Genomic DNA, 25,163 nt, shown 5'->3' with positions numbered 1-25,163 from the left:
GGGTGCTGATGACGCCGGCGATCCCGGGGATGGAGCGGACGAACTGCACCGCCGCGCGGTCCGCCGCCAGGCCTTCGGTCAGGTCCATGTGGATCAGCACCATCTTGCCGGCCCCCGACAGGCGGCCCACCAGGGCGGGTAGGGAGAGGACCGATCCGGTCAGCAGGAAGGCCGTGGAGACGGGCGAGGCCGCGGCCACGCCCGCGGCGGCCTCGCTGCGAACGGCGGCGATGACCGGGCGGGCTCGCAGCGGCGCCCAGGGATCGGCAGGTGAGGCCATGACGGGGCCTCATTTCGGGGCGGGCGCACGCCCTTCCTGTGCGGCGCAGGAGATGCGGCGACGGGGGCCGAAACCATCCCGCGCAGGTAGTCGCACGTGGCAGGACGGAGTCGCGGAGACAGTCCTGCCGGCCGGAGTGCCGGCGGCCGGCAGGACTTTTGCATGCCCGTCCGGACCGCCAGGGCGCGCGGCCGGTGTCGCCTGTTCGCCGGGAGCACCGCGGGCCGCCGGGGTGGGCAACCTGCCCGGTGCTGGCGGCGGAGGCCGGGGTATCCGTTGCGGGAGATGGCGGTCATGCAGGCCTACACCAGGGTCCGGGGATGAGTGCGCGGCGCCACTCGCTGGATCCGGGCGCGATATTTGACGACCCCCAGCGGACGTTTCTTCCCCTGGGGCGGGTGGTGGCGGTCCGTCCGCGGCGTGACGGCGCGGACCTGCGCGTCCAGGTGGGCGGGCAGGAGATCGCCGCCCGCATCGCGTGCGTCAGCGACGAGATCGTCCGCCTCCGCATTCCGGTCGTCGCACGGCCGTCGGCCCTGCTGGCGGAGCCTGTGGCGCAGGCCCGGGTGCGGACCCGGGTGGACCGGCGAACGGTCTCGGTCCACACTGCGGCCCTGACGGTGGAACTGGAACGCGCGCCGTGGCGGCTGCGGGTGCTGGACCGCCGGGGCCGGCCGGTGTTTTCCGAGCTGGCCGACCGGGACTTTGACGGCTACATCACCTCTCCCACCGGGCTGGCCGTCCACCAGCCCTCCGGCGCCCGGCACGCGTACCTGACGTTCGCCCTGGGCGCCGCCGAGGAGTTCGTCGGTCTGGGCGAGCGCTACGGCCCCATCGGCCGGCGGGGGCTGCGGACCGTGCTGTGGTGCACCGACACCCACGGGACCAACTCCACGGACCTGGTCTACACGCCCGTGCCGTTCGTCATGAGCACGGCGGGCTACGGGATGTTCGTCCACACCACCGCCCGCACGGTGGTGGACCTGGGCGCCTATTCGGTGGTGTCGGGGTGGGCCTACGTGGAGGAGCCGTGCCTGGATGTCTTCCTCATCTACGGTCCCACCCTGGCCGAGATCCTCCGCCGCTACCTGGACCTGACGGGACGCCCGGCGCTGCCGCCCCGCTGGTCGTTCGGGGTGTGGATGTCCCGGTGCATGTACCGGTCCCGGCGCGAGGTGGAGCAGGTGGTCCGCCAGGCCCGCCGGCGGGGATTTCCCCTGGACGTGGTGCACCTGGACCCTCTGTGGCTGGCCGGCCGGTCCGCCCGCGACTACGACAGCTGCGACCTGCGCTGGGATGAGCGGGCCTTTCCCCGGCCGGGGGAGTTCATCCGCTGGCTGCGCCGCCAGGGCGTGCGGCTGTCCCTGTGGGAGAATCCGTACTTTCCCATGGACAGCCCCCGCTACGCCCCGGCGGCCCGGCGCGGCTACTTCCTGCGCACCACCCGGGGGGAGGTGGCGCGCTTCCGCGGGCGGGAGGCGGCCATCGTGGACTTCACCCACCCGGGGGCCCGGCGGTGGTACGCGGGGCTGCACCGGCCGCTGCTGCGGGCGGGCGTGGCCGTCTTCAAGACCGACTACGGGGAGGAGGTGCCCGAGGACGCCATCGCCCACGACGGCACCCCCGGCGCGCTCCTCCACAACGTCTACCCGCTCCTGTACACCCGCACGGTCTTCGAGGCGACCGCGGAGGTCAGCGCGCAGCCCCTGGTCTGGGCCCGCAGCGGGTGGGCGGGGTCCCAGCGGTACCCGGTCCACTGGTCGGGGGACGCCCCCTCGCGCTGGGATGTGCTCCCGGCGGTGATGGGCAGCGGGCTGTCGCTGGCCCTGTCGGGGTTTGCCTTCTGGAGCCACGATATCGGCGGCTTCTACGGCTTGCGCGACCCGGACCTGCTGGTGCGGTGGGCCCAGCTGGGGTTGCTGTCCAGCCACGCCCGCTTTCACGGCACCGAGCCGCGGGAGCCGTGGCGGTACGGCCCGCGCGCCTTCCGGATCATCCGCCGCTACGCCCGGCTGCGGATGCGGCTGCTGCCGTACCTGTACACCGAGGCGGCGGCGGCGGTGGCGGCGGGGGCGCCGCTGATGCGCCCGCTCATCCTGGACTTCCAGGACGATCCCACCACCTGGCGCATCAGCGACCAGTACCTGCTGGGCCGGTCGCTGCTGATCGCTCCGGTCCTCACCCCCGACGGACGGCGGTGGGTCTACCTGCCCTCCGGACAGTGGTGGGACTTCTGGCGCCACACGCGTCACAGCGGCCCGCGGTGGGTGCACCTGGAGGTCCCGCTGGAGGAGGTTCCCGTCTTTGTCCGGGACGGAACGATCGTGCCCCTGGGGCCGGAGGTGGAGCACTCCGGGCAGGCCGACCACCCGCTGACCTTCCAGGTGCGCCTGACGGACGCGGCCTCCGGCGAGGTGCTGACCACCCGCGGGCGCGTGGCGGTGGCCGCGCGCGCCGTGGGGGACCGCCTGGAGGCGGCGGTGCGCGGCGGGCGGGGCGACCACGTGCTGGTGTGGGTCGGCGCGCGGGCCGCCGGGGCGCGGCTGACCGGGCGGGGCCGCCTGGTGGGGGTGCGGCAGCGACCGGAGGGAACCGAGGTGGCCGTCCGCGCCGCGGGCCCGTACCGGGTGATCCTCACCGCCCGCCGCGGGATCGAGGCGGCCCCGTCAGGGAGCGGCGGGGCGGGGCGCGAACGCGCCTGAGAGGGCCTCTCGCGCATGCGGGAGGAGATGACGGTCGAGGAGGGTGGAACGTGAACCGCGAGCGCATCGGATTCATCGGGCTGGGGATCATGGGCAAGCCCATGGCCCGCAACCTGCTGCGGGCGGGGTTCCCGCTGACCGTGCACAATCGCAGTCGCGCGCCGGTGGAGGAGATGGTGGCGGCCGGCGCCCGGGACGGCGGCTCGCCCCGCGGGGTGGCCGAGGCCAGCGACATCGTCATCACCATGCTGCCGGATTCCCCGGACGTGCAGCAGGTGGTCCTGGGTCCCGACGGCGTGCTGGAGGGGCTGCGGGCGGACGGCGTGCTGGTGGACATGAGCACCATCTCGCCCCTGGTGACCCGCGAGATCGCCCAGGCGGTGCGCGCACGCGGCGCCCACATGCTGGACGCGCCGGTCAGCGGCGGCGAACGCGGCGCGATCGAGGCCACCCTGTCCATCATGGTGGGCGGGCCGGCGGAGGTGGTGGCCCGCGTGCGGCCGGTCTTCGAGGCGTTGGGCAAGAACATCGTGCACATCGGCGACATCGGGGCCGGGCAGGTGGCCAAGGCGTGCAACCAGATCGTGGTGGCGCTGACCATCCAGGCGGTAAGCGAGGCCCTCACCCTGGCGGCCAAGGCGGGGGTGGATCCCGCCCGGGTGCGCCAGGCGCTGCTGGGCGGGTTCGCCCAGAGCCGCGTCCTGGAACTGCACGGCCAGCGGATGCTGGACCGCAACTTCACCCCGGGGTTCCGGGTGCGCCTGCACCAGAAAGACCTGAACATCGCCCTGTCGGCGGGCAAGTCCCTGGGCGTGCCGCTGCCGGCCACCGCGGTGGTGCAGGAAGCCTTCACGGCGCTGCGGGGGCTGGACCGCAGCGACTGGGACCACTCGGCGCTGGTGACCCTGCTGGAGACCCTGGCGGGGGTGGAGGTGCGGGCCCCGTCCTGAGGCGGGCGAACACGAGAGGCGCGGTCGGCCGCGGCGTTTCACCGTCTTCGGCCGCGCCGCCGGTTCCTACTGCCTGCAGCTCCTCTCCGGGATTACTCCCGAAGTGAAGTCCTGCGGCTGTCAGAGTCCACGTGCGGCGGCGTTTGAATCGGCTACTTTGCCGCGCTCTCCGCGCCTCTCGCCGTCACGCTACCACCGCTGCCGGTGCCGGTCAATCGGGAACGGCTGTTTTGAGCCTGTGGATAGTGTGCGCGGTGTGGACGGCTGGCGATCCTGCCAGGAGACGGCCGCGGCCAGCGAGAACAGCCCGGGCGGGATGCACGTCGCCACCGCCGCGGAGATCGCCGAGCTGGACCGCCGGGCCGCCCAGCAGTTCGGGGTGACGGTGTCCCAGCTGATGGACGCCGCCGGGCGGCGGGTGGCCCAGCTGGTCGCGGAGATGCTCCGCCAGCGCGGAGGCCGGACGGTGGTCGTCCTGGCCGGGCGGGGGCACAACGGCGGAGACGGCCTGGCCGCGGCCCGCCACCTGCGCGCGGCCGGGGCGGACGTGGCGGTGGTGCTGGCGGCTCCGGCCCGGGACTTCCAGGGGGAACCGGCCCGCATGCTGGAGGCGGCCGTCGGCGCGGGCGTGGCGGTGCGCGAGGCCACGGATGTGTCCGTGGACGCGGTCCTCGCCTCCGGCGACCTGGTGGTGGACGCCCTGACCGGCACGGGGTTCCGCGGCCCGGCCCGGGGCGTGGTGGCATCGCTGATCGAGGCTGCCGGGCGCTGCCGGGCGCCCGTGGTGGCCGTGGACGTGCCCTCGGGCGTGGACGCCGATACCGGACGCTGCGACGGTCCGTGCGTGCGGGCGGCGGCCACCGTCACCATGGGGTGGCTCAAGCCCGGCCTGCTCCTGTATCCGGGCGCGGAGATGGCCGGGGACGTGTACGTGGCCGACATCGGCTACCCGGAGCCTCTGCGCCGCGATCCGGGCCTGCGCACTCACCTGGTGGATAGCGCCATGGTCCGCGCCCTGCTGCCGCCGCGCCGGCCCGACTCTCACAAGGGCACCTACGGCCGGGTTCTGGTGGTGGCCGGATCGGTGGGCTTCACCGGGGCCGCCGTGCTGGCCACCCGGGGAGCCCTGCGCGCGGGGGCGGGGCTGGTGACCGTCGCCGTGCCGCAGTCGGTCTATCCCATCGTGGCCTCTCAGGTGACCGAGGGGATGCCGACGCCGCTGGCCGACGAGGGCGGCGCCCTGGGTCCGGCCTGTCTGGTCCGCCTGGAGGAGCTGGCCGACGCCGCGGACGTCGTGGCCGTCGGACCGGGACTGTCGCGGACGGCCGGCGTGGCGGCGGTTGTGGAGTTCCTTCTGGGATGCGGGCGGCCGCTGGTCGCCGACGCCGACGCGCTCAACGTCCTGGCCGGGAGGGCGGAGGCGCTGGCCCGGGCCCGGGGGCCGCTGGTCATCACCCCGCATCCCGGAGAACTGGGACGCCTGGTGGGGCGGTCCGCGGCGGAGATCCAGCGGGATCGCCTGGGATCGGCCCGGTCGGCCTCCGAGAGGTTCCGCTGTGTGGTGGTGCTGAAGGGCGCCCGCACGGTGGTCGCCGCCCCGGACGGACGCGCGTGGATCGTGCCGACGGGCAACCCCGGGATGGCCACGGGGGGGATGGGCGACGTCCTGACCGGCGCGGTGGCGGCGCTGCTGGGCCAGGGGCGCGATCCCGCCGAGGCCGCCTACGGCGCCGCCTACCTGCACGGGCTGGCGGCCGACCTCCTGGCCGCCGGGCGCGGCCAGGCGGGGATGCTGGCGTCGGAGGTGGCCGACGGGCTGCCCGCCGCCATCGCCGCGGTGCAGGCCGGCCGGGTCGCGGATCCGGTGCGGGTGCTGGACGACTGAGGGCGTTTCCCGCCCCAAACCACCTTCGGCCATGGGACTTCACCCGTGGGTACCTTCACCCGTCAACCCTGAGCCTTCAACGCAGTGACGTCCTCCACCCGCGCAGGGACGCTCCGTCGGTGGCCTCGGTGAGGAAGGCGCTGCCGTCCCGGCCGGTCCGCCGGCGGTAGCCGTCCACAACGGCGGCGAGGAACGCCTCGCCGTGACCGCGGCGCACCAGCGCCACCACCGCGCCGCCGAACCCCGCCCCGGTCATCCGCGCGGCCACGCAGCCTGGAGCGTCCAGGGCCGCCTGTACCATGGCGTCCAGCTCGGCGCTGCTGACCTCGTAGTCCTCCCGCAGGCTCCGGTGGGACGCCGCAAAGACTTCCCGCAGGCCGTCCGCCTGCCCGCCCTCCAGCAGCCGCGCCGCCTCCACCACCCGCGCGTTCTCGGTGACCACGTGCCGCGCCCTCCGGCGCAGGGGGTCGGGCAGCCGCTCCACCGCGGGCAGGTCGTCGCTGGTCAGATCCCGCAGGGACCGCACCGGCAGGCCCATCCGGGCCAGCGCCCGGACGGCCTGGGCGCACTCCTGGCGCCGGCGGGCGTAGGCGGAGGCGGCGAGCGCCCGGGACACACCGGTGTCGCACACGGCCAGGACCAGGTCCGCGGGCAGGGGGATGTGGTGGGTCTCCAGCGACCGGCAGTCGATGAACAGCGCGTGGCCGCGACGGCACAGGGCGGCGGCGAACTGGTCCATGATGCCGCAGGGCACGCCGACCCACTCCACCTCGGCGGCCCGGCACAGCAGCGCCCGCTCCCGCGCCGCGAGCCCCTGCCCGCTGGCGTGCTCGAAGACCAGGGCGGCGGCCACCTCCAGGGCCGCCGAGCTGCTCAGCCCGGCGCCCACCGGCAGGTCGGCGTCGATGAGGGCGTCCACCCCGCGCAGGCGGATCCCGCGGTCGGCCATCTTCACCGCCACGCCCTGGGGATAGCGGGCCCAGGGCGGGACGGCGGGCCGGCCGGGGTCGGAGGCGGGGAACTCGGCGGTCTCGCCGTACAGGACGGCGGCCAGCCGCACCAGATCCGTGCCGGAGGGGCGGGCGGCGATGCGGACGTGGCGGCCGATGGCGGCGGGCAGGACCAGCCCGTCGTTGTAGTCGGTGTGCTCGCCGATGAGGTTGACGCGGCCGGGCGCGCGGGCCACCACGGCCGGCGGGCCGCCGAAGCGGGCGGCGAAGGCGGCGGCGACCGCGTCGTCGGTGAGAGGGGATCCCATCAGGATGTCCTGTTCGCTCCCGTCCCCGCCGCTCCCGCCGGAGGAGACGCCCCGCCGGAGAAGAATACTCCCGGTGGATTTCCCGACTGCCACGCGTGACAACGACGCGCCCGCGCGCGGTCGACACAGACGAGAGGGGGGAGTGTCCGCCTATGGGACGCAGAAGCCTGCTCTCCGGCGTGGTCAGTGTCGTGGTCCTGGCCGTCCTCCTGGGCGGCCTGCCGGTCGCCCGGGCCGGGCCGGCCGCCAAGCTGGAAATCTTCTCCTGGTGGACCACCGGCGGGGAGGCGGCGGGCCTGCTGAAGCTGTTCGACCTCTACCGCAAGCAGTACCCCGGCGTGGAGATCATCAACGCCACCGTGGCCGGCGGCGCCGGCTTCGAGGCCAAGCCGGCGCTGAAGGCACGGATGCTGGGCGGTGACCCGCCGGACTCCTTCCAGGTCCACATGGGGCGGGAACTGATCGACACCTGGGTGGTCACCGGGTACATGGAGCCCCTGGACGACCTGTACCGCTCCGAGGGGTGGGAGCGGGTGTTCCCCCGGGGCGTGCTGGAGCTGCTGCGCTACCGCGCCAGCTACTGGTCGGTGCCGGTCAACATCCACCGGGCCAACGTCCTGTGGTACAACCGGAAGGTCTTCCAGGCCAACGGCTGGCGCCCGCCGACCACCTTCGACGAGTTCTTCGCCCTGGCCGAGCGGATGAAGGCCAAGGGCATCACCCCCCTGGCCCTGGGCGATGTGGGGATCTGGGCGTCGGTGCACCTGTTTGAGGTGGTCCTGGCGGGGTCCATGAGCCCCCAGGCCTACAAGGGGCTGTGGACCGGCGCCACCAGCTGGACCGGCCCGGAGGTGCGCCGGGCGCTGCAGACCATGGCCCGCATGCTGCAGTACGTGAATCCCGACCACGCGGCCCTGTCCTGGGACCAGGCCAACGACCTGGTGATCCAGGGCAAGGCGGGCATGACCATCATGGGGGACTGGGTGGACGCCGACAACCTGGCCAAGGGATTCAAGGACTCCGGATGGGCGCCTCCGCCCGGCACCCGCGGGGTGTTCGTGGCCCTGTCGGACACCTTCGGGCTGCCCAAGAAGGCCCCCCACCGCGTCCAGGCCGTCAACTGGCTGCGGCTGGTGGGCAGCAAGGCCGGCCAGGAGGCGTTCAACCCGGTCAAGGGGTCCATCTGCGCCCGCAGCGACTGCAACCCGCAGCTGTTCGGCCCCTACCTGCGCTCGGCGATGCAGGACTGGGCCAAGGACGCCATCGTGCCCAGCCTGGCCCACGGCGCCGCCGCATCGGAGACGTGGGTGACGATGATCAACGACGTGATGACCGCCTTCGTCAACGACCGGGACGTGGCCAAGGCCCAGGCCGGGTTTGCCAAGGCCTGCCGGGACGCCGGCGTGTGCAAGTAGGCCCGCCGGCGGACCCGGACGCGGGAAGGCGGCCCCACAGGGCCGCCTTCCGTTTTCCGCGAAGAAGACCACCATGCGTCTGTCGGACCGGGCGGTGGCCTGGGCCCTGATCGTGCCCTCCCTGGCGGCGGTGGGGGTGTTCGTCTACGGTTTCATCGGCTGGACCGCGTGGGTGTCCCTGACCAACTGGGCCGGGCTGCGCCCCCAGCTGGCATGGGTGGGGGTGGCCAACTACCTCAGCCTGTTCCAGACTGCGCGATTTCAGATCGACCTGCGCAACACCGTGGTGTTCACGATCCTGCTGGTAGCGGCCTGCATGACCCTGGGGCTGGGCCTGGCCATCCTGCTGGACCGGGGCGTGCGGGGAGAGGGCGTCTTCCGGACCCTGTACCTGTTTCCCCTGGCCATCTCGTTCATCGTGACCGGGGTCGCCTGGCGGTGGCTGCTGGCCCCGGGCGACCCGGCCACCGGACGCCTGACCGGGATCAACGTCCTGCTGGCCCGGGTGGGGCTCCCGCCCCTGCGGTGGTATACGGACCCCACCATCCTGCACATCCACCCCGACAGCGCCGTGGGCCGGCTGCTGGACCAGATCGGTCTGGGAGGGCTGGCCAGCCCTCTGTGGGGCATCCCGGTGGCCATGCTCTCGGTGGTCATCGCTGCCACCTGGCAGATGTCCGGCTTCGTGATGGCCCTGTACCTGGCGGCCCTGCGCAGCGTGCCCGACGAACTGCGGGAGGCGGCCCGCATCGACGGGGCCAGCGAGTGGGCGGTCTACCGGTTCGTGCTGCTGCCGTCCATCCGCCCGGTCACCCTCAGCGCCCTGATCGTGCTGGGGCACATCTCCCTGAAGATCTTCGACCTGGTGGCCGCCATGAGCAAGCGGGGGCCGGGGTTCGCCACCGACGTGCCGGCCTACTTCATGTTCGAGGCCACCTTCCACGGCGACCAGTACGCCCTGGGAGCCTCCATCGCCATCGTCATGCTGGTGGCCGTCAGCCTGCTGACCGTCCCCTACCTGGTCTCGGGAGCCCGGCGGGAGGTGCAGCCGTGAGGCGGCCGGCCGGCCCGGCGCCGGCGGCGACCCTGTCGCCCGCGGCGGTCATCCCCCGGATGGCGGCCGGGGCCCTGGGCCGCGCGCTGGTGTACCTGCCCCTGCTGGCGGCGGCGGCGTTCTACGCCCTGCCGGTCTACCTGCTGCTGATCACGGGCCTGAAGTCCTACGCCGAGGCGGGGCTGGACCGCATGTGGCACCTGCCGTCCACCGTCAGCCTGGACAGCTTCCGGCAGGCCTACCGGCAGCTCCAGCCCCACGTGCTGAACAGCGTGGCGCTGACCGTGCCGGCGTCGGTGATCTCCTCCTTCGTGGGATCCCTCAACGGCTTCGTGCTGGCCAAGGGCCGCCTGCGGGGATCGGACCTGATCTTCCCCCTGCTGCTGTTCGGGATGTTCATCCCCTACCAGAGCATCCTCATTCCCCTCGTGCGGACCCTGCAGCGGGTCAACGCGCTGGCGGAGGCTGTGGGCGTCCCCCCGGGCCTGAGCGGGCTGGTGCCGGGGTATGGGTCTATCGCAGGGCTGGCGTTCGTGCACATCGTCTACGGCATTCCCATCACGACCTTGATCTTTCGGAACTACTACGCCACAATTCCCGACGAGCTGGTGGATGCCGCCCGGGTGGACGGCGCCGGCCTGCTGGGCATCTACGGCCGGGTGCTGCTGCCGCTGTCCCTGCCCGCGTTCGCGGTGGTCCTGATCTGGCAGTTCACCTCCATCTGGAACGAGTTTCTGTTCGCCGTGGTCCTGACCCAGAAGCCGGCCGTGCGGCCGGTGACGGTGGCCCTGTACAATCTGGCGGGCAGCTACATCGTGGAGTGGAACGTGCAGATGGCGGGAGCGCTGCTGGCCGCGCTGCCGACGCTGCTGGTCTACATCCTGCTGGGCCGTTACTTCCTCCGCGGGCTGCTGGCGGGAGCCCTGCGGGGATAGCCGGGCCCGGGCACGGAGGCGCCGACCATGGACACATCCGCAGGCCTGATCTCTGCCGCGCTGGTGGACGCGGCGGTGGTGGAGGAGGCCACCCGGCGGACCTGGGCGGAGGTGGACCTGGATGCGCTGGCCGGGAACGTGGCCGCGGTGCGGGCGATCCTGCGGCCGGGGTGCGCCCTGATGGCGGTGGTCAAGGCCGACGCCTACGGCCACGGGGTCGTTCCGGTGGCGCGGGCCGCCCTGGACGCGGGGGCGTCGTGGCTGGGGGTGGCCACGGTCCGGGAGGGGGTCGCGCTGCGCCGGGCCGGCGTGACCGCGCCGGTGCTCGTCCTGGGCGCATGGGACCCGGCCGAGCTAATGGACGCCGCCCGGTGGAACCTGCAGCTGACCATCGCCTCGGCCGAGGGGCTGGAGGCGGTCCTGCGAGCCGCCCCGCCGGTGGGGTTGCACCTCAAGGTGGATACGGGGATGACGCGGCTGGGGCTGCGCCCCGGGGAGGTCGTCCCGGCGCTGGACCGCCTGGCCGCCGCCGGGGCCGTGGTCTCCGGCTGTTACACCCACCTGGCCACCGCCGACGATGCCGATCCGTCGGCGGCGGTCGAGCAACTCCGACGGTTCGAGGCGGTCCTGCCGGAGGTGCGGGCCCGGTTTCCCCGCGCGGTGGCGCACGCGGCGAACAGCGCCGCCGCCCTGGCCTTCCCCCACGCCCACTACGATCTGGTGCGGATCGGCCTCGCCCTGTACGGACTCCCGCCCGCGCCCCACCTGGCAGGGCTGGCGCTGCGCCCGGTGCTGCGGCTGCGCAGCCGCGTGGTGCGGGTGGCGCGCGTGAGCGCCGGCACGTCCGTCAGCTACGGGGCGCGGTACCGCGCCCGCCGGGAGACCACCATCGCCACCGTGGCCTGCGGATACGCCGACGGCTACCCGCGCCGGGCCGGGGAGGGCGGCCAGGTGTGGATGGGCGGCCGCCGCGTACCGGTGGCGGGGACGGTGTGCATGGACTACCTGATGGCCGACCTGGGAGACGGCCCGGCGGCGGTGGGCGAGGTGGTGGACCTGCTGGGCGAGCAGGTCCGCGCCGACGAGGTGGCGGCCCGCGCCGGCACCGTCGCGTACGAGGTCCTGTGCGGGATCGGACCCCGGGTGCCCCGGGTGTACCTGCGCGGCGGCCGGCCGGTGCAGGTGGACCTGCGGGACGTCTAGAGGAGGGTGGCGGTGCGGGTCGCCTTCCAGGGAGAGCGGGGAGCCTACAGCGAGGAGGCGGTGGGGCTGCTGTTCGGCGAGGTGGAGGTGCTGCCCTGCCCGTCCCTGCGGGACGTCTTTGAGGCCGTCGCCGCCGGCCGCGCCGACCGGGGCGTCGTGCCGGTGGAGAACTCCCAGGCCGGATCCATCAACGAGACCTACGACCTGCTGGTGGCCCACTCCCTGTTCATCACCGCCGAGCTGGACCTGCGGATCCGCCACTGCCTGCTGGCGCTGCCCGGCCAGACGGTGGCCGACATCCGGCGGGTCCACTCCCACCCGCAGGCCTTGGCCCAGTGCGAGGCCTTCCTGCGGGCCCACGGGCTGGAGCCCGTGCCCGCCTCCGATACCGCCGGCAGCGCGCGGATGGTGGCCGAGCAGCGCCTGTCGGGCGTGGGGGCCATCGCCGGGCGGACGGCGGCCCGCATCTACTCCCTGGCGGTTCTGGCCGAGGGGATCGAGACCAACCCGGCCAACTACACCAAGTTCCTGGCTCTGGCGCCCGCGCCGGCGCCGCGGGAGGGCGACAGCAAGACGTCCATCGTCTTCACCACCGCCAACGTGCCCGGCGCCCTGTACCGGGCCCTGGGGGCGTTCGCCACCCGGGGCATCAACCTGACCAAGCTGGAGTCCCGGCCCCGGCGCCAGGTCCCCTGGGAGTACCTGTTCTACGTGGACTTCGAAGGACACCGCGACGACCCCGCGGTCGCCGAGGCGCTGGCCGAGCTGAGCCGGCTGACGATCTTCCTCCGCGTCCTGGGCAGCTACCCGCGGTCCCGCACGCCCCTGGTCTCCGATCCCTGACCCGGCCGGGAGAACGGACCGCGGCGTCGAACCTCATCGTCGGGACCGCGCGCGGCCGGGAGGAGGAGACCGGTGGAGTCAGTGGACCTGCACAGGCTGCCCCGGGTGCGCCTCGCCCACCTGCCCACCCCGCTGGAGGAGGCGCCGCGGCTGTCGGCCTACCTGGGCGGCCCGCGCATCTGGATCAAGCGCGACGACCTGACGGGCCTGGCCCTGGGGGGCAGCAAGGCCCGCAAGCTGGAGTTCCTGCTGGGGCAGGCTCAGGCCGAGGGGTGCGACGTGGTGGTCACCGTGGGGGCCGTGCAGTCCAACCACGCCCGCATGACCGCGGCCGCGGCCCGGCGGCTGGGGATGGACGCCGTCCTGGTGCTGCAGGGCGACCCGCCCGCCCGGGTCCAGGGCAACCTGCTGCTGGACCGGATCTTCGGCGCCGAGGTCCGCCTCATCCAGACCGACGACGAGTACGTGCTGGCCGGCGTCACCGACGACGTGGCGCGCCAGCTGCGCCGGCAGGGGCGGCGGCCCTATGTCATCCCCCGGGGAGGCAGCACGGCGCTGGGGGCGGTCGGCTATCTGACAGCCTGGCGGGAGGCCGCCGATCAGATCGCCTCCCTGGGCATCCGCGTCGACGCGGTGGTGCACGCCAGCACGTCGGGAGGGACCCAGTCAGGCCTGTACGCCGGGATTCAGGCCACCGGCAGCGAGGTCCAGGTGGTGGGCATCAGCGCGGGGCCTCCGGCCGACGTGGTGGTGCGGCGGGTGCGGAGCATCGTCACCGAGCTGGGCGACCTGCTGGGGAGGCCCTGGCGGGCGCATCCCGACGACCTCATCGTCGACGACCGGTTCGTGGGGCAGGGCTACGGCCTGCCCACCCCCGAGTGCCTGGACGCCATCCGGCTGGTGGCCCGCACCGAGGGGGTCCTGCTGGACCCGGTGTACACGGGCAAGGCGATGGCCGGCCTGATGGGCCTGATCGGCCAGGGGCGGTTCACCCGGGACCAGACGGTGATCTTCTGGCACACGGGAGGCCAGCCGGCCCTCTTCGCCCACGCCGACCTGCTGGCGGAGGGATAGGCGGTGGGCATCCGCCGGGTGGTCGCGGCGTGGGGGGTGGCGATGGCGGCGCTGGCCGCCGCGCTGCCGGCGGGTGCGCAGCTGCCGCCGGTGGGGCCGGTGCGGCAGGACCCGGTGCTGGTCCGGGCGTTTTCCCAGTACCTGAAGACGGCGGCCGTGTACGTGGAGAGCGTGCCGGACCTGTATCCGGGCGGGTACGCCCGCATCAGCCTGTACGCCCGCCGGGCCACCCTGGGCCACCTGGTGGCCGACGAGGTGTGGTTCAGGCTGGTGGGCGCCTCCCTCGATCCCCAGGCCCTGGAGCGGGGCCGCCTGCGCCTGCTGGAGGCCCGGGAGACCGCCCTGCACGGCCGCACGTCCATCGCCAGCCTGCAGGGGCTGTTCGCCGCCAGCGGCGTCGCCGACGTCCGGGTGTGGTCGGACGGCCGCTTTCTGTACGCCGAAGGGACCGTCCCGGTGGAGGGCGTCCCGGTGCGGGTCTTCCTGCAGGGCCGGTTCGCCGTCAACGGCACGAAGGACCTGTTCTTCTACCTGGAACGGGCCCGGGTGAACGGCTTTCCCGTGTTCTCGTTCCTCCTGCGCACCCTGGAGAACCGGATCAACCCCGTGATGTCCCAGATGGACTGGCCGGTGACGTTCCGCCTGCGGGGGCTGCGGATGACCCGCGACGAGCTGATCCTGTCCTCCCAGGCGGACCTGGACCGCTCCTGCGGATTCTGCGTGACTCCCCGGGAGGGGCCGCCGTGAGGCGGCCCCGCATCGGCATCACCACCCGGACGTCGGGATCCGCGTCCCCGCGGGCCCGGCGGTACGCCGAGGCGGTGGCCGCCGCCGGGGGCGAGGTGGTGTGGCTGGATCCGCCGGCGCTGCGCCGGGCGGGCACTCCGGCTGCTGCCCTGGCGCGGGTGGACGGCCTGCTCTTCAGCGGCGGGGACGACATCGACCCACAGTACTACGGGGAGGAGGTCGATCCCCTCGCCGGGGTGGAGGTGGACCCCGAGCGCGACGCGGTCGAGCTGCCCCTGGCCCGGGCGGCCTGGGAGGCTGGCGTGCCGGTGCTGGGGATCTGCCGCGGCATCCAGACTCTCAACGTGGCCCTGGGCGGGACGCTGCACCAGGACCTGGCCCGGGCGGGGCTGGATGTCCGCCTCCACCGCGGAGACGCCGACGTCGCCCATCCCGTGGAGGTGGCCGCCCCCAGCCGCCTGGCCGCGCTGGTGGGGGCTGGCTCCCGGATGGTCAACAGCGCCCACCACCAGGCTCTGAAGGCCGTGGCCGGCGCGCTGGTGGTGACGGCCCGGGCCCCCGATGGCGTCGTGGAGGCGGTCGAGGCCCCCGACCGCCCGTTTGTGGTGGCGGTGCAGTGGCATCCCGAGCGGATGCTGGACGCCGACCCCCGCATGGCGGCTCTGTTTGAGGCCCTGGTGGACGCGGCCGGGCGCCGCCGGTAGGCCGCCCGAGCCCGCGGGCGGACCGGTTGGGGTAGAATGGTCGTGCACGACGGGAGAGGGTGTCCATGCGACGCCTGGCCGCCGTCCTGGACGCCGTGGCGGGGACGGCGAGCACGCTGCGGAAGGTTGAGATCCTGGCCGACTACCTGCGGTCCCTGTCGGAGGAGGACCTGCGCATCGCCTGCACCTTCCTGACGGGCTCGCCGCTGCCGCCGGCCAGCGGCCGCACCCTGCAGGTGGGGTGGTCCACCCTGGTGGAGGCCCTGCAGGATGTGACCGGCGCGCCACCCGAAGCGGTGGAGGACAGCTACCTCCGCCACGGCGACCTGGGGTCGGTGGCGGCGGAACTGCTGACCCGCAAGGCGCGCGGGTCGCTGTTCGGCCAGCCGCTCACCCTGGCGCGGGTCGCCGAGGCTTTCTCCCGCCTGGCGGAGACTGCGGGTCCGCGGTCCCGCCAGGCCAAGGGGGAGGGAATCCGGGCGCTGCTGCAGGACGCCGAGCCCGCGGAGGCGCGGTACCTGGTGCGGATCATCACATCCGACATGCGGGTCGGCCTGAAGGAGGGGCTGCTGGAGGAGGCCATCGCCCGCGCCTTCGGCGCGCCCCTGGACGCCGTGCGCCGCGCCCACATGCTGACCGGGGACATCGGCCAGGTGGCGGTCCTGGCCCGCGCCGGCAGGCTGGGCGAGGCCCGCCTGCAGCTGTTTCGGCCGCTGCGGTTCATGCTGGCGGACACCATGTACGCCGCCGACGAGGCCTTCGCGGCGCGCGGCGCAGGCGGGGCGGGCGCGCCGGAGGTCCTGATGGTGGAGGACAAATACGACGGCATTCGCTGCCAGGTCCACAGCGACGGGTCCCGGATCGCCATCTACAGCCGCACCCTGGACGAGGTGACCGCGTCGTTTCCCGAGCTGCACGCCGATCTGCGGAGCCTCGCCGGGCGGTACGTCCTGGACGGCGAGATCGTGGCGTGGAAGGACGGGCCGCTGCCCTTTGTGCGCCTCCAGCAGCGCCTGCGCCGCAAGGACCCCGACGCGGTGCGGGAGGAGGTGCCCGTGGTCCTGTGGGCCTTCGACCTGCTGCACCTGGACGGGGCGGACCTGGTGGACCTCCCCCTGCGGGAGCGCCGGCGGCTGCTCCAGAGCCTGCGCTGGGGGGAGGCGGTGCGCCTGGCCGCCTCCGCCCCCGTGGCGACCGCCGCCGACCTGGCCGCCCGCTTCCGCCAGGCCCGGGAGGCCGGGTACGAGGGGGTGGTGGTCAAGCGGCCGGACTCCCCCTACCTGCCCGGCCGGCGCGGCCGCCTGTGGTTGAAGTGGAAGGAGGAGCTGGCCACCCTGGATGTGGTGGTGGTGGCGGCCGAGCAGGGCCACGGCAAGCGCGCGGGCGTGCTCAGCGACGTGACCTTCGCCGTGCGCGACGGCGACCGCCTGGTGCCGGTGGGCAAGGCCTACACCGGCCTGACCGACGCCGAGATCGCCGAGCTCACCGCCTGGTTCCGCGCCCACACCCTCCAGGATCGCGGGCGGGTCAAGGTGGTGGAGCCGAAGGTGGTCCTGGAGGTCGCCTTCGACGCGGTGACGCGCAGCCCGCGCCACCCCGGCGGCTACGCCCTGCGGTTCCCGCGCATCACCCGCATCCGGTACGACAAGACGGCGGAGGAGATCAGCACGCTGGACGACGTGCGGGCGATCTTCGAGCGCCAGGGCGCGGCCCGCGGAGGCGTCTCCGCCCGGCTGCCGGCGGCGGGGAGGGTCCGATGAGGGCACGGGTGCTGGGGGCCATCGCGGCGATCGCGCTGGGCGTGCCGGCGCTGGCGTCGGGGGCGGTGTGGGCCGCTCCGGCGGCGGAGTCCCGCTCCGTCGTGCGCATCCGGGTGGACGGCGTCATCAGCCCCGCCAGCGCCCGCTACATCCGCCGCGCCATCCGCGCCGCCGAGGAGGCGGGGGACGCCACGGTCCTGGTCGAGCTCAACACGCCCGGCGGGCTGCTGCGCTCGATGGAGGACATCACCACCGCCATGCTCAACGCCCGGGTCCCGGTCATCGTGTACGTGAGCCCCAGCGGCGCCCGGGCGGCGTCGGCGGGCGTGTTCGTCACCTACGCGGCCCACGTGGCGGCCATGGCTCCGGGGACCCGGATCGGCGCCGCCCACCCGGTGGCGGTGGGGCAGGGCGAGCAGGACCGCACCCTGATGGACAAGGTCACCAACGACGCCGTGGCCAACATCCGGGCCATTGCCCGGCGGCGCGGGCGCAACGCCGACTGGGCCGAGCGGGCGGTGCGCGAGAGCGTGTCGGTGGACGAGGAAGAGGCCGTGCGGCTGCGGGTGGTGGACCTGGTGGCCGCCGACGCCACGGACCTGCTCGCCCGGGTGGACGGGCGGGAGGTGGAGACGGCCGCCGGCCCCGTGCGGCTGGCCACCCGCGGCGCGCCGGTGCGCGCCCTGGCCATGGACCCCAGCGAGCGGCTGCTGGACCTGCTCAGCGACCCCAACATCGGCCTCATCCTGATGACCATCGCCATCTATGGCATCATCTTCGAACTGAGCAATCCCGGCGCCATCCTGCCGGGGGTGGTGGGCGCCATCGCCCTGATCCTGGCCCTGACCTCCTTCGCCATCCTGCAGGTCAACGTCGCAGGCCTGGCCCTCATCGCCCTCTCCCTCCTGTTCTTCATCGCCGACCTGAAGGTCCCCGGCCACGGGGTGCTCACGGTGGGAGGCGTGCTGGCCTTCCTGCTGGGCGCGCTGCTGCTCACCGAGCGCCAGCTGCCGTTCTTCCAGGTGTCCCTGCAGGTGGCGCTGTTCACCGCCCTGCTCACGGGCGCGTTCTTCCTCTACGCGGTGGGGGCGGGGCTGCGGGCGCAGCGGGTGCCGGCGCGGATGGGGCCCCAGAGCCTGATCGGGGCGGTCGGCGTGGCCCGCACGGACCTGGCCCCCGACGGGCAGGTCTACGTGCAGGGCGAGACCTGGTCCGCCGAGGCGGAGGGGGAGCCGATCCGCGCCGGCGAGCGGGTCACGGTGGTGGCGGTGGAGGGCCTGCGGCTGCGGGTGCGCCCGCTGCGCTAGACGTCCGCCCGGGAGTGCGGGACGCACGGCGCGGGTGGGAGTCCCACCGACCGCGCGCGATGTCAGGGGGACGCCAACGGGGATGTGCGGGACGGTATCCGTGCGCCTGGTGACCCGGTCGGCCGAGGAGACCGAAGCCGTGGGCCGTCGCCTGGGAGCCCGGCTGCAGCCCGGGGACGTGGTGGCGCTGTCGGGAGACCTGGGCGCCGGCAAGACGGTCCTGGCCCGCGGCATCGCGCTGGGCGCGGGGGCCAGCGGCTACATCGCCAGCCCGACGTTCACCCTGGTGCGCGAGTACCGCGGAGCGGTCCCCGTCTTCCACGTAGACCTGTACCGGCTGGACCGCCCCGAGCAGCTGGACGACCTGGGCCTGGATGACATCCTCGCCGGCGGGGGCATCGTGGTCATCGAGTGGGCCGAGCGGGCCCGTCACCTGCTGCCCGCCGACCACCTGTGGGTGACGGTCGCGTTCGCCGACGGGGAGCAGGAGCGGGTGCTGGAGGTCACCCCTCGGGGGAGCCGGTTCGCCCGGGTGGTGGCCGAGGCCCTGGCAGGGCCGGGGGAGGCCGGATGACCCGCCCGGACGGTTCCGGGGCCGCGCCGTTGATCCTGGCCGTGGAGACGTCCACGCCATCCGCCAGCGTCGCCCTGCTGCGCGGCGGCGAGCTGCTGGTGCAGGTGCAGGCGTCGGTGCCCCGGCGCCACCTGGAGTGGCTGGCGCCGGCGATCCGCCGGCTCCTGGACGAGGCGGGCCGGCGTCCGGCCGACGTGCAGGCCCTGGCCGTGTCCACCGGCCCCGGGGAGTTCACCAGCGTGCGGATCGGGCTTGCCACCGCCCTCGCCTGGGCCCGGGCGCGGGAGGTGCCGCTGGCCGCCATCTCCACGCTGGCCGTGGTGGCCGCCGCCGCCGGAGAGCCCGGGCCGGTGTGCGTCCTGGTGGACGTGCGCCGCGGCGCGGTGGCCGCAGCGCTGTACGCCGGCGCAGACGCCGATCCCCAGGCGGGGCCCGTGGTGGGCCCGGTGGAGGAGGTGCTGGGCCGCCTGCCGCTTCCTCCGGAGGTGGCGTTCACCGGCGACGCCCTGGCCCGCTACGGGGACATCCTGCGGGCCGCCCGCCCGCAGGCCCGGTTCGCTCCTCCGTCCGCGTGGGTGCCCACCGCCGCGGCGCTGGGCCGCCTGGCGTGGGGGCGGCTGCGCCGGGGCGAGCGGGACGACCTGTACCGGGTGCGCCCTGTGTACGCGCGCCCGGCCGTCGCCGGAGGAGAACCTTCCCCCGGCGGCGCACTGGGAGTGTAAGCCGTGAAGCAGATCGTCCGCGTCCACCTGGAGCCCATGCGCCCCGAGGACATCCCGCGGGTGCTGGAGATCGAGCGGCAGTCCTTCCGCACCCCCTGGCCGCGGGACGCCTACGCCCACGAGCTGCGCGAGAACCGGCTGGCGGCCTACCTGGTGGCCCGCACCGAGGACGGCGAGGTGGTGGGGTACGCCGGCATGTGGGTGATCCTCGACGAGGCTCACATCACGACCATCGCCGTGGATCCCGAGTACCGCGGCCAGCACATCGGCGAGCGGCTGTTGATGGGCCTGATCGAGGAGGCGCTGGCCCGGGGCGCCCGGTGGATGACCCTGGAGGTGCGGCGGTCCAACCTCACCGCCCAGGCTCTGTACCGGAAGTACGGGTTCCGGGAGATCGGGGTGCGCAAGGGCTACTACAGCGACAACCGGGAAGACGCCATCGTGATGTGGACCGGGGACCTGCGGGAGCCGGCCTACCAGCAGCGGCTGGCCCAGCTGCGGGCGGCCCTGGCCCGCGAGGGCCCCGGGCGGGAGCGCCATCGGGGCGGAAGCGATGGCGGGATGGGTTGAATGCGCGTGCTGGGCATCGAGACATCCTGCGACGAGACGGCCGTCGCCATCGTGGACGACGGTCGCCGGGTGCGGGCCAGCGTGGTCGCCTCCCAGGCGGACCTGCATCGCCGGTTCGGCGGCGTGGTGCCCGAACTGGCCTCGCGCAAGCACGTGGAGAGGCTGCTGCCGGTTCTCGATGAGGCCCTGGAGCAGGCGGGCGTCCGCCTGGCGGAGGTGGATGCCGTGGCGGTCACCTGCGGGCCCGGGCTGGTGGGCGCCCTCACGGTGGGCGTGGCGGCGGCCAAGGCCCTGGCCCTGGCCCTGGCCCGGCCGCTGGTCGGGGTGAATCACCTGGAAGGACACATCTACGCCGCCCTCCTGCACGACCCCGTCCTCTCCTTTCCCGCCGTGGCCCTGATCGTCTCCGGCGCCCACACCGACCTGGTGCTGGTGCGCGACCACGGCCGCTACCAGGTCCTGGGGCGCACCCGGGATGACGCCGCCGGAGAAGCCTTCGACAAGGTGGCCCGCGCCCTGGGCCTGGGCTACCCCGGCGGGCCCGAAATCGACCGCCTCAGCCGGCGCGGCGACCCGCGGGCCGTGCCCCTGCCGCTGCCCATGGCCGACGAGTCGCTGGAGTTTTCCTTCAGCGGGATCAAGACCGCGGCCCTGCGCGCCCTCCGCCGCCCGGGACAGCCTCCCCGGCCGGAGGACGTGGCCGCCGGCCTCCAGCAGGCGGTGGTGGAGGTCCTGGTCCGCAAGACTCTCCGGGCGGCCGCGCAGGCCGGCGTGACGTCGGTCCTGGTGGTGGGGGGCGTCGCGGCCAACGCCCAGCTGCGGGAGCGGATGGGCGCGGCGTGCGCGTCAGCCGGCCTGCGGCTGGTCGTTCCTCCGCCGGCCCTGTGCACCGACAACGCGGCCATGATCGCCGCCGCCGGCTACCACCGCCTGGCGCGCGGCGAGCGCGCCGACCTCACCCTGTCGGCCCATGCCGACCTGCCGCTGGACGCGCCCCTGCCCTCGGCCCTGCGGGCCTGAGGCCGCGCCCGGCAGCCGGTCGGCGGGACGCCTGCCGAGGTCTTGATCCGGGGGCGGGACCCCACTAAGATGGGGGGTGGCCTAGCACTCACCACCCACGAGTGCTAATCCTGTCGCGGAAAAGGAGGGAGCGTCCATGAAGCTGCGGCCGCTGGGCGACCGCGTGCTGGTTCGCCCCATCGAAGACGAGGAGCGTACCTCTGGAGGGATCGTCCTCCCCGACACCGCCAAAGAGAAGCCCCAGCGGGGCGAGGTGGTGGCCGTGGGGCCCGGGGAGTGGGATGAGGAAGGCGAGAAGCGGCTGCCCCTGGACGTGAAGGTGGGCGACCACGTGCTCTTCGCCAAGTACGCCGGGACCGAGGTCAAGATCGACGGCGTCGAGCACCTGATCCTGCGCCACAGCGACATCCTGGCCATCGTCGAGCGCGAGCCGGCGGCGGCCAAGAAGTGATGCCCGGGACCGGGGACCAGTGAGGTGCCGGATCCCGGATCCCCCGTCCCAGCGGAGGTGACTGCGGGTGCCCAAGATCCTGGCGTTTGACGAGGCGGCCCGGCGGGCCATGGAGCGCGGCGTCAACAGGCTCGCCGACGCCGTGAAGATCACCCTGGGCCCGAAGGGCCGCAACGTGGTGCTGGAAAAGAAGTTCGGCTCGCCCACCATCACCCACGATGGCGTCACGGTGGCCAAGGAGATCGAGCTGGAGGACCCCTTCGAGAACGCCGGCGCCCAGCTGGTGCGGGAGGTGGCCACCAAGACCGAGGACGTGGCGGGCGACGGGACCACCACCGCCACCATCCTGGCCCAGGCGCTCATCCGCGAGGGCCTGAAGGTCGTGGCCGCCGGAGCCAACCCCATGGCGGTCAAGCGCGGGATTGACCGCGCCGTGGCCGTCGCGGTGGAGGAGATCCGCAAGGCCGCCCGGCCGGTGGAGACCAAGGAGGCGATCCAGTCGGTGGCCAGCGTGGCGGCCAACGACCCCTCCATCGGGGCCATCATCGCCGACGCCATGGACAAGGTGGGCAAGGACGGCGTCATCACGGTGGAGGAGAGCAAGGGGATCGAGACCACCGTCGAGGTGGTCGAGGGGATGATGTTCGACAAGGGATACATCTCCCCGTACTTCGTCACCGACCCCGAAAAGATGGAGGCGGTCCTGGAGGACTGCTTCCTGCTCATCACCGACAAGAAGATCTCCTCGGTCCGGGACCTGCTGCCGGTGCTGGAAAAGATCGCCCAGGTGGGCAGGCCCCTGCTGGTCATCGCCGAGGATGTGGAGGGCGAGGCCCTGGCCACCCTGGTGGTGAACAAGCTGCGGGGGACCCTGCACTCCTGCGCCGTCAAGGCCCCTGCCTTCGGCGAGCGCCGCAAGGCCATCCTGGAAGACATCGCCATCCTCACCGGCGGCCAGGTGGTCTCCGACGAGGTGGGCATCAAGCTGGAGCACGTGGACCTGAGCATGCTGGGCCGGGCCCGGCAGGTGCGGGTCCGCAAGGAAGAGACCATCATCGTGGGGGGCGCCGGCAAGCCCGAGGCCATTCAGAAGCGCATCGCCCAGCTGCGCACGCAGATTGAGGAGACCGAGTCCGACTACGACCGGGAGAAGCTGCAGGAGCGGCTGGGCAAGCTCAGCGGCGGTGTCGCCGTCATCAAGGTCGGCGCGCCCAGCGAGGCCGAGCTGAAGTACCGCAAGACCCGCACCGAGGACGCCCTGCGGGCGACCCGCTCGGCCGTGGAGGAGGGGATCGTCCCCGGCGGCGGCTCGGTCCTGGTGCACGCGGCCCGGGCGGTGGAGGCGCTGATGCGGGACCTGCAGGGAGACGAGCGCACGGGGGCCGGCCTGGTGGCCCGGGCCCTGCTGGAGCCCGCCCGCCAGCTGGCCATCAACGCCGGCCAGGAGGGCTCGTTGATCGTCGAGCAGCTGCGCCAGCAGCCCCTGGGGATCGGCTACAACGTCCTCACCGGCCAGTTCGAGGACATGATGAAGGCCGGCGTGGTGGACGCCGCCAAGGTGGTGCGCTCCGCCCTGCAGAATGCGGCCAGCGTGGCCTCCCTGGTCCTCACCACCGAGGCGATGGTGGTGGAGAAGCCCGAGGAGGAAGAGAAGACGCCCACGCCGCCGTCGGTGTAGGCTGCCCCCGCGGCACTGAGGGACGGGCCCTGCCGGCTATCCGGCAGGGCCCGCCGATTTCGCGGCGTTCTCACCCTGCGCCAAAATACGAACATTGTTGCATGCGTCGAAGTTTTTGTTTATGATTTGGGCGGCTGTCGGCGGATTTTCCGCCTTTCACGCCGTCCTGAGCGGATAAATCCGAACGATCCGGGCGGGGAATCGGCCCGGGCGGCGCGCGGGGGAAGACGCGGGTGCGCGGATGAAGGTGCTCGTGGTGGGATCGGGTGGCCGGGAGCACGCGCTGGCGTGGGCGCTGTCCCGCACACCCGCCGTCCAGGTGTACGCCGCCCCCGGCAATCCGGGGATCGCCCGCGTGGCCACCTGCCTGCCCATCGCCGCCACCGACCTGCCGGCCCTGGCCGCGGCGGCCGAGGACCTGGAGATCGACCTCACCGTGGTCGGTCCGGAGCAGCCTCTGTCAGACGGCATCGCCGACCTGTTTGCCTCTCGGGGGCTGCGCCTGTTCGGCCCATCGGCGGCCGCCGCCCGCGTGGAAGCCAGCAAGGCCTTCGCCAAGGACCTCATGCGCCGGTGGGGGATCCCCACGGCCGCCTACCAGGTCTGCGACGATCCGGACTCGGCCCTGCGGGCCGTCCGCCGCGCCGGAGGGCCGGTGGTGATCAAGGCCGACGGCCTGGCCGCCGGCAAGGGTGTGGTGGTGGCCCGGACCCGCTCCGAGGCCGAGCGGGCCGTCGAGGACCTGATGGTGCGCCAGGTCCACGGGGCGGCGGGCCGCCGCGTGGTGGTCGAGGAGTGCCTGGAGGGCGAGGAGGCCAGCGTGCTGGCCCTGGTGTCTGGCGCGGCGGTGTGGCCCCTGCTGCTGGCGCGGGATTACAAGCGTGCGGGATCGGGAGACACCGGGCCCAACACCGGCGGCATGGGCGCGCTGGCGCCCGCTCTTCTGCCGTCGGACGCCGCCGCCTCGGCGCTGGCCATCCTGCACCGGGCCGCCGAGGCCCTCGCCGCGGAGGGCAGCCCGTTCGTGGGCGTCCTGTACGCGGGGGTGATGGTGACCCGCGACGGCGTCCGGGTGCTGGAGTTCAACTGCCGGTTCGGCGATCCGGAGGCGCAGGTGATCCTGCCGCTGGTGGAGGGGGACCTCGCGGAGGCGATGATCGCCATCCTCGAGGGCGGCGCCCCGGATCTTCGCTGGACCCCCCATGCCGCCGTGTGCGTCGTGGCAGCGTCGCGGGGCTATCCGGGACCACACCCCACGGGGTATCCCATCACCGGCCTCGATGCCGTTCCCCCGGGCACGCTCGTCTTCCACGCCGGGACCGCGCTGCGGGAGGGACGCCTCGTCACCGCCGGCGGCCGCGTGCTCCACGTCGTCGGCGTGGGCGCGACGGTCGAGGAGGCCCGGGCGCGTGCCTACGCCGGGATCTCCGCCATCGGATTCGAGGGGATGCAGTACCGCACGGATATCGGGGCCGCGGCTCCCCGGGGAGCGACGGTGTCGTGAGTCAGCCTCTGGTCGGCATCGTGATGGGCTCGGAGTCGGATCGGCCGACGATGGACGAGGCCGCCCGGGTACTCGCGCAGCTCGGCATCCCCTGCGAGGTCGTCGTGGCCTCCGCCCACCGCACCCCCGACCTGGTGGACCGCTATGCCCGCAGCGCCGAGGAGCGGGGCCTGCGGGTCCTCATCGCCGCCGCCGGCGGCGCGGCCCACCTGGCGGGAGCGCTGGCCGCCCGCACAGTCCTTCCGGTCATCGGCGTGCCCCTGGCCGCCACGAGCCTGGGCGGGCTGGACGCGCTGCTGTCCACCGTGCAGATGCCGCCGGGCGTCCCGGTGGCCACGGTGGCCATCGGTTCCTGGGGAGCCCGCAACGCCGCGCTGCTGGCCGCCCGGATCCTGGCGGTGCACGACCGGTCCCTGCGGGAGAGGCTGCGGGAGCCCGCGGGCGCGGCGGCCGACGACCGCGGGCGGCCCGGGTCCGGCGCGTCGACCCCGGCCCCCGGTGTCCGCCCGCGCCCCGAGGAGTCCTGA

Annotated in this window: 23 protein-coding genes; 21 read left to right on the top strand and 2 right to left on the bottom strand. The window is 73.9% G+C overall.

Translation table 11 applies throughout. The features are described from left to right. A partial coding sequence (locus RB150_09075; protein ID MDQ7820689.1) for a glycerol-3-phosphate responsive antiterminator occupies positions 1-280 on the bottom strand: 280 nt, incomplete at its 3' end. A gap of 320 nt (positions 281-600) precedes the next feature. Between RB150_09075 and RB150_09070 the strand changes: the two genes are divergently transcribed. The 3 genes from RB150_09070 to RB150_09060 all read left to right on the top strand — a co-directional run bounded on the left by RB150_09070 (position 601) and on the right by RB150_09060 (position 5,817). After that, positions 601-2,982: a glycoside hydrolase family 31 protein gene (locus RB150_09070; protein MDQ7820688.1), complete on the top strand. Its 2,382-nt coding sequence runs from the start codon at positions 601-603 to the stop codon at positions 2,980-2,982. A gap of 50 nt (positions 2,983-3,032) precedes the next feature. Then, a complete protein-coding gene (locus tag RB150_09065) occupies positions 3,033-3,932 on the top strand; it encodes a 2-hydroxy-3-oxopropionate reductase (GenBank protein MDQ7820687.1) in 900 nt (299 codons plus the stop codon). Positions 3,933-4,179: 247 nt separating this feature from the next. Beyond that, positions 4,180-5,817: an NAD(P)H-hydrate dehydratase gene (locus RB150_09060; protein MDQ7820686.1), complete on the top strand. Its 1,638-nt coding sequence runs from the start codon at positions 4,180-4,182 to the stop codon at positions 5,815-5,817. 76 nt (positions 5,818-5,893) lie between these two features. On the opposite strand, the gene galK is transcribed toward RB150_09060, so the two are convergent. Beyond that, the gene (gene galK / locus RB150_09055) at positions 5,894-7,075 is read right to left on the bottom strand and encodes a galactokinase (GenBank protein ID MDQ7820685.1); all 1,182 of its coding nucleotides are present in this window, start codon (positions 7,073-7,075) and stop codon (positions 5,894-5,896) included. Positions 7,076-7,227: 152 nt separating this feature from the next. On the opposite strand from galK, the gene RB150_09050 reads away from it, so the two are divergent. The 18 genes from RB150_09050 (at position 7,228) to purE (ending at position 25,163) form a co-directional block, all read left to right on the top strand. Then, entirely contained in the window at positions 7,228-8,490 is a 1,263-nt protein-coding gene (locus RB150_09050; GenBank protein MDQ7820684.1) for an ABC transporter substrate-binding protein, read from the top strand. A gap of 73 nt (positions 8,491-8,563) precedes the next feature. Then, positions 8,564-9,544, top strand: coding sequence for a sugar ABC transporter permease (locus tag RB150_09045; protein MDQ7820683.1), 981 nt, complete (start codon positions 8,564-8,566; stop codon positions 9,542-9,544). Between the two features lie 59 nt (positions 9,545-9,603). Beyond that, positions 9,604-10,479, top strand: coding sequence for a carbohydrate ABC transporter permease (locus RB150_09040; GenBank protein MDQ7820682.1), 876 nt, complete (start codon positions 9,604-9,606; stop codon positions 10,477-10,479). A gap of 27 nt (positions 10,480-10,506) precedes the next feature. Continuing rightward, positions 10,507-11,682 carry an alanine racemase gene (gene alr, locus RB150_09035; protein ID MDQ7820681.1) on the top strand — a complete coding sequence of 392 codons (1,176 nt, stop codon included), beginning with the start codon at positions 10,507-10,509 and terminating at the stop codon, positions 11,680-11,682. A gap of 6 nt (positions 11,683-11,688) precedes the next feature. After that, complete coding sequence (pheA, locus tag RB150_09030; GenBank protein ID MDQ7820680.1) at positions 11,689-12,525, top strand: prephenate dehydratase; 837 nt, start codon at positions 11,689-11,691, stop codon at positions 12,523-12,525. A 72-nt stretch (positions 12,526-12,597) separates the two neighbouring features. Then, the gene (locus RB150_09025) at positions 12,598-13,599 is read left to right on the top strand and encodes a D-cysteine desulfhydrase family protein (protein MDQ7820679.1); all 1,002 of its coding nucleotides are present in this window, start codon (positions 12,598-12,600) and stop codon (positions 13,597-13,599) included. Positions 13,600-13,602: 3 nt separating this feature from the next. Next, a complete protein-coding gene (locus RB150_09020) occupies positions 13,603-14,346 on the top strand; it encodes a hypothetical protein (protein ID MDQ7820678.1) in 744 nt (247 codons plus the stop codon). After that, positions 14,343-15,050 (top strand): gamma-glutamyl-gamma-aminobutyrate hydrolase family protein, encoded by a 708-nt coding sequence (locus tag RB150_09015; GenBank protein MDQ7820677.1) that lies wholly within the window; start codon positions 14,343-14,345, stop codon positions 15,048-15,050. The genes RB150_09020 and RB150_09015 overlap by 4 nt, the downstream gene beginning before the upstream one ends. 65 nt (positions 15,051-15,115) lie before the next feature. Further along, a complete protein-coding gene (locus tag RB150_09010) occupies positions 15,116-16,810 on the top strand; it encodes an ATP-dependent DNA ligase (GenBank protein ID MDQ7820676.1) in 1,695 nt (564 codons plus the stop codon). After that, positions 16,807-18,117, top strand: coding sequence for a nodulation protein NfeD (locus RB150_09005; GenBank protein MDQ7820675.1), 1,311 nt, complete (start codon positions 16,807-16,809; stop codon positions 18,115-18,117). The genes RB150_09010 and RB150_09005 overlap by 4 nt, the downstream gene beginning before the upstream one ends. A gap of 100 nt (positions 18,118-18,217) precedes the next feature. Beyond that, the gene (gene tsaE, locus RB150_09000) at positions 18,218-18,691 is read left to right on the top strand and encodes a tRNA (adenosine(37)-N6)-threonylcarbamoyltransferase complex ATPase subunit type 1 TsaE (protein ID MDQ7820674.1); all 474 of its coding nucleotides are present in this window, start codon (positions 18,218-18,220) and stop codon (positions 18,689-18,691) included. Beyond that, positions 18,688-19,413: a tRNA (adenosine(37)-N6)-threonylcarbamoyltransferase complex dimerization subunit type 1 TsaB gene (tsaB, locus tag RB150_08995; protein ID MDQ7820673.1), complete on the top strand. Its 726-nt coding sequence runs from the start codon at positions 18,688-18,690 to the stop codon at positions 19,411-19,413. Before tsaE ends, tsaB begins: the two co-directional genes overlap by 4 nt. 3 nt (positions 19,414-19,416) lie before the next feature. Beyond that, positions 19,417-19,983, top strand: a complete 567-nt coding sequence (gene rimI / locus RB150_08990; GenBank protein MDQ7820672.1) for a ribosomal protein S18-alanine N-acetyltransferase — start codon at positions 19,417-19,419, stop codon at positions 19,981-19,983. Next, positions 19,984-21,003 carry a tRNA (adenosine(37)-N6)-threonylcarbamoyltransferase complex transferase subunit TsaD gene (tsaD, locus tag RB150_08985; protein ID MDQ7820671.1) on the top strand — a complete coding sequence of 340 codons (1,020 nt, stop codon included), beginning with the start codon at positions 19,984-19,986 and terminating at the stop codon, positions 21,001-21,003. A 136-nt stretch (positions 21,004-21,139) separates the two neighbouring features. After that, on the top strand, positions 21,140-21,454 hold the full coding sequence (groES, locus tag RB150_08980; protein MDQ7820670.1) for a co-chaperone GroES: 315 nt from the start codon (positions 21,140-21,142) through the stop codon (positions 21,452-21,454). A 67-nt stretch (positions 21,455-21,521) separates the two neighbouring features. After that, positions 21,522-23,132: a chaperonin GroEL gene (groL, locus tag RB150_08975; protein MDQ7820669.1), complete on the top strand. Its 1,611-nt coding sequence runs from the start codon at positions 21,522-21,524 to the stop codon at positions 23,130-23,132. 241 nt (positions 23,133-23,373) lie between these two features. Beyond that, entirely contained in the window at positions 23,374-24,636 is a 1,263-nt protein-coding gene (gene purD, locus RB150_08970; protein MDQ7820668.1) for a phosphoribosylamine--glycine ligase, read from the top strand. Then, entirely contained in the window at positions 24,633-25,163 is a 531-nt protein-coding gene (gene purE, locus RB150_08965) for a 5-(carboxyamino)imidazole ribonucleotide mutase (GenBank protein ID MDQ7820667.1), read from the top strand. Before purD ends, purE begins: the two co-directional genes overlap by 4 nt.

The sequence above is a fragment of the Armatimonadota bacterium genome, from assembly GCA_031081675.1.
Taxonomy (GTDB): Bacteria; Sysuimicrobiota; Sysuimicrobiia; order Sysuimicrobiales; family Kaftiobacteriaceae; genus Calidihabitans; species Calidihabitans tengchongensis.
The sequence above is the reverse complement of the archived record's forward strand: the minus strand, read 5'-3'. Positions and strand labels throughout refer to the sequence as shown.

Excerpts from the sequence above, each read along its gene's own strand:
- RB150_09070 (MDQ7820688.1), top strand. The coding sequence starts at position 601 with ATGAGTGCGCGGCGCCACTCGCTGGATCCGGGCGCGATATTTGACGAC.
- galK (MDQ7820685.1), bottom strand. The coding sequence starts at position 7,075 with ATGGGATCCCCTCTCACCGACGACGCGGTCGCCGCCGCCTTCGCCGCC.
- RB150_09050 (MDQ7820684.1), top strand. The coding sequence starts at position 7,228 with ATGGGACGCAGAAGCCTGCTCTCCGGCGTGGTCAGTGTCGTGGTCCTG.
- RB150_09045 (MDQ7820683.1), top strand. The coding sequence starts at position 8,564 with ATGCGTCTGTCGGACCGGGCGGTGGCCTGGGCCCTGATCGTGCCCTCC.
- RB150_09040 (MDQ7820682.1), top strand. The coding sequence starts at position 9,604 with ATGGCGGCCGGGGCCCTGGGCCGCGCGCTGGTGTACCTGCCCCTGCTG.
- alr (MDQ7820681.1), top strand. The coding sequence starts at position 10,507 with ATGGACACATCCGCAGGCCTGATCTCTGCCGCGCTGGTGGACGCGGCG.
- RB150_09010 (MDQ7820676.1), top strand. The coding sequence starts at position 15,116 with ATGCGACGCCTGGCCGCCGTCCTGGACGCCGTGGCGGGGACGGCGAGC.
- RB150_09005 (MDQ7820675.1), top strand. The coding sequence starts at position 16,807 with ATGAGGGCACGGGTGCTGGGGGCCATCGCGGCGATCGCGCTGGGCGTG.
- tsaB (MDQ7820673.1), top strand. The coding sequence starts at position 18,688 with ATGACCCGCCCGGACGGTTCCGGGGCCGCGCCGTTGATCCTGGCCGTG.
- tsaD (MDQ7820671.1), top strand. The coding sequence starts at position 19,984 with ATGCGCGTGCTGGGCATCGAGACATCCTGCGACGAGACGGCCGTCGCC.
- groES (MDQ7820670.1), top strand. The coding sequence starts at position 21,140 with ATGAAGCTGCGGCCGCTGGGCGACCGCGTGCTGGTTCGCCCCATCGAA.
- purD (MDQ7820668.1), top strand. The coding sequence starts at position 23,374 with ATGAAGGTGCTCGTGGTGGGATCGGGTGGCCGGGAGCACGCGCTGGCG.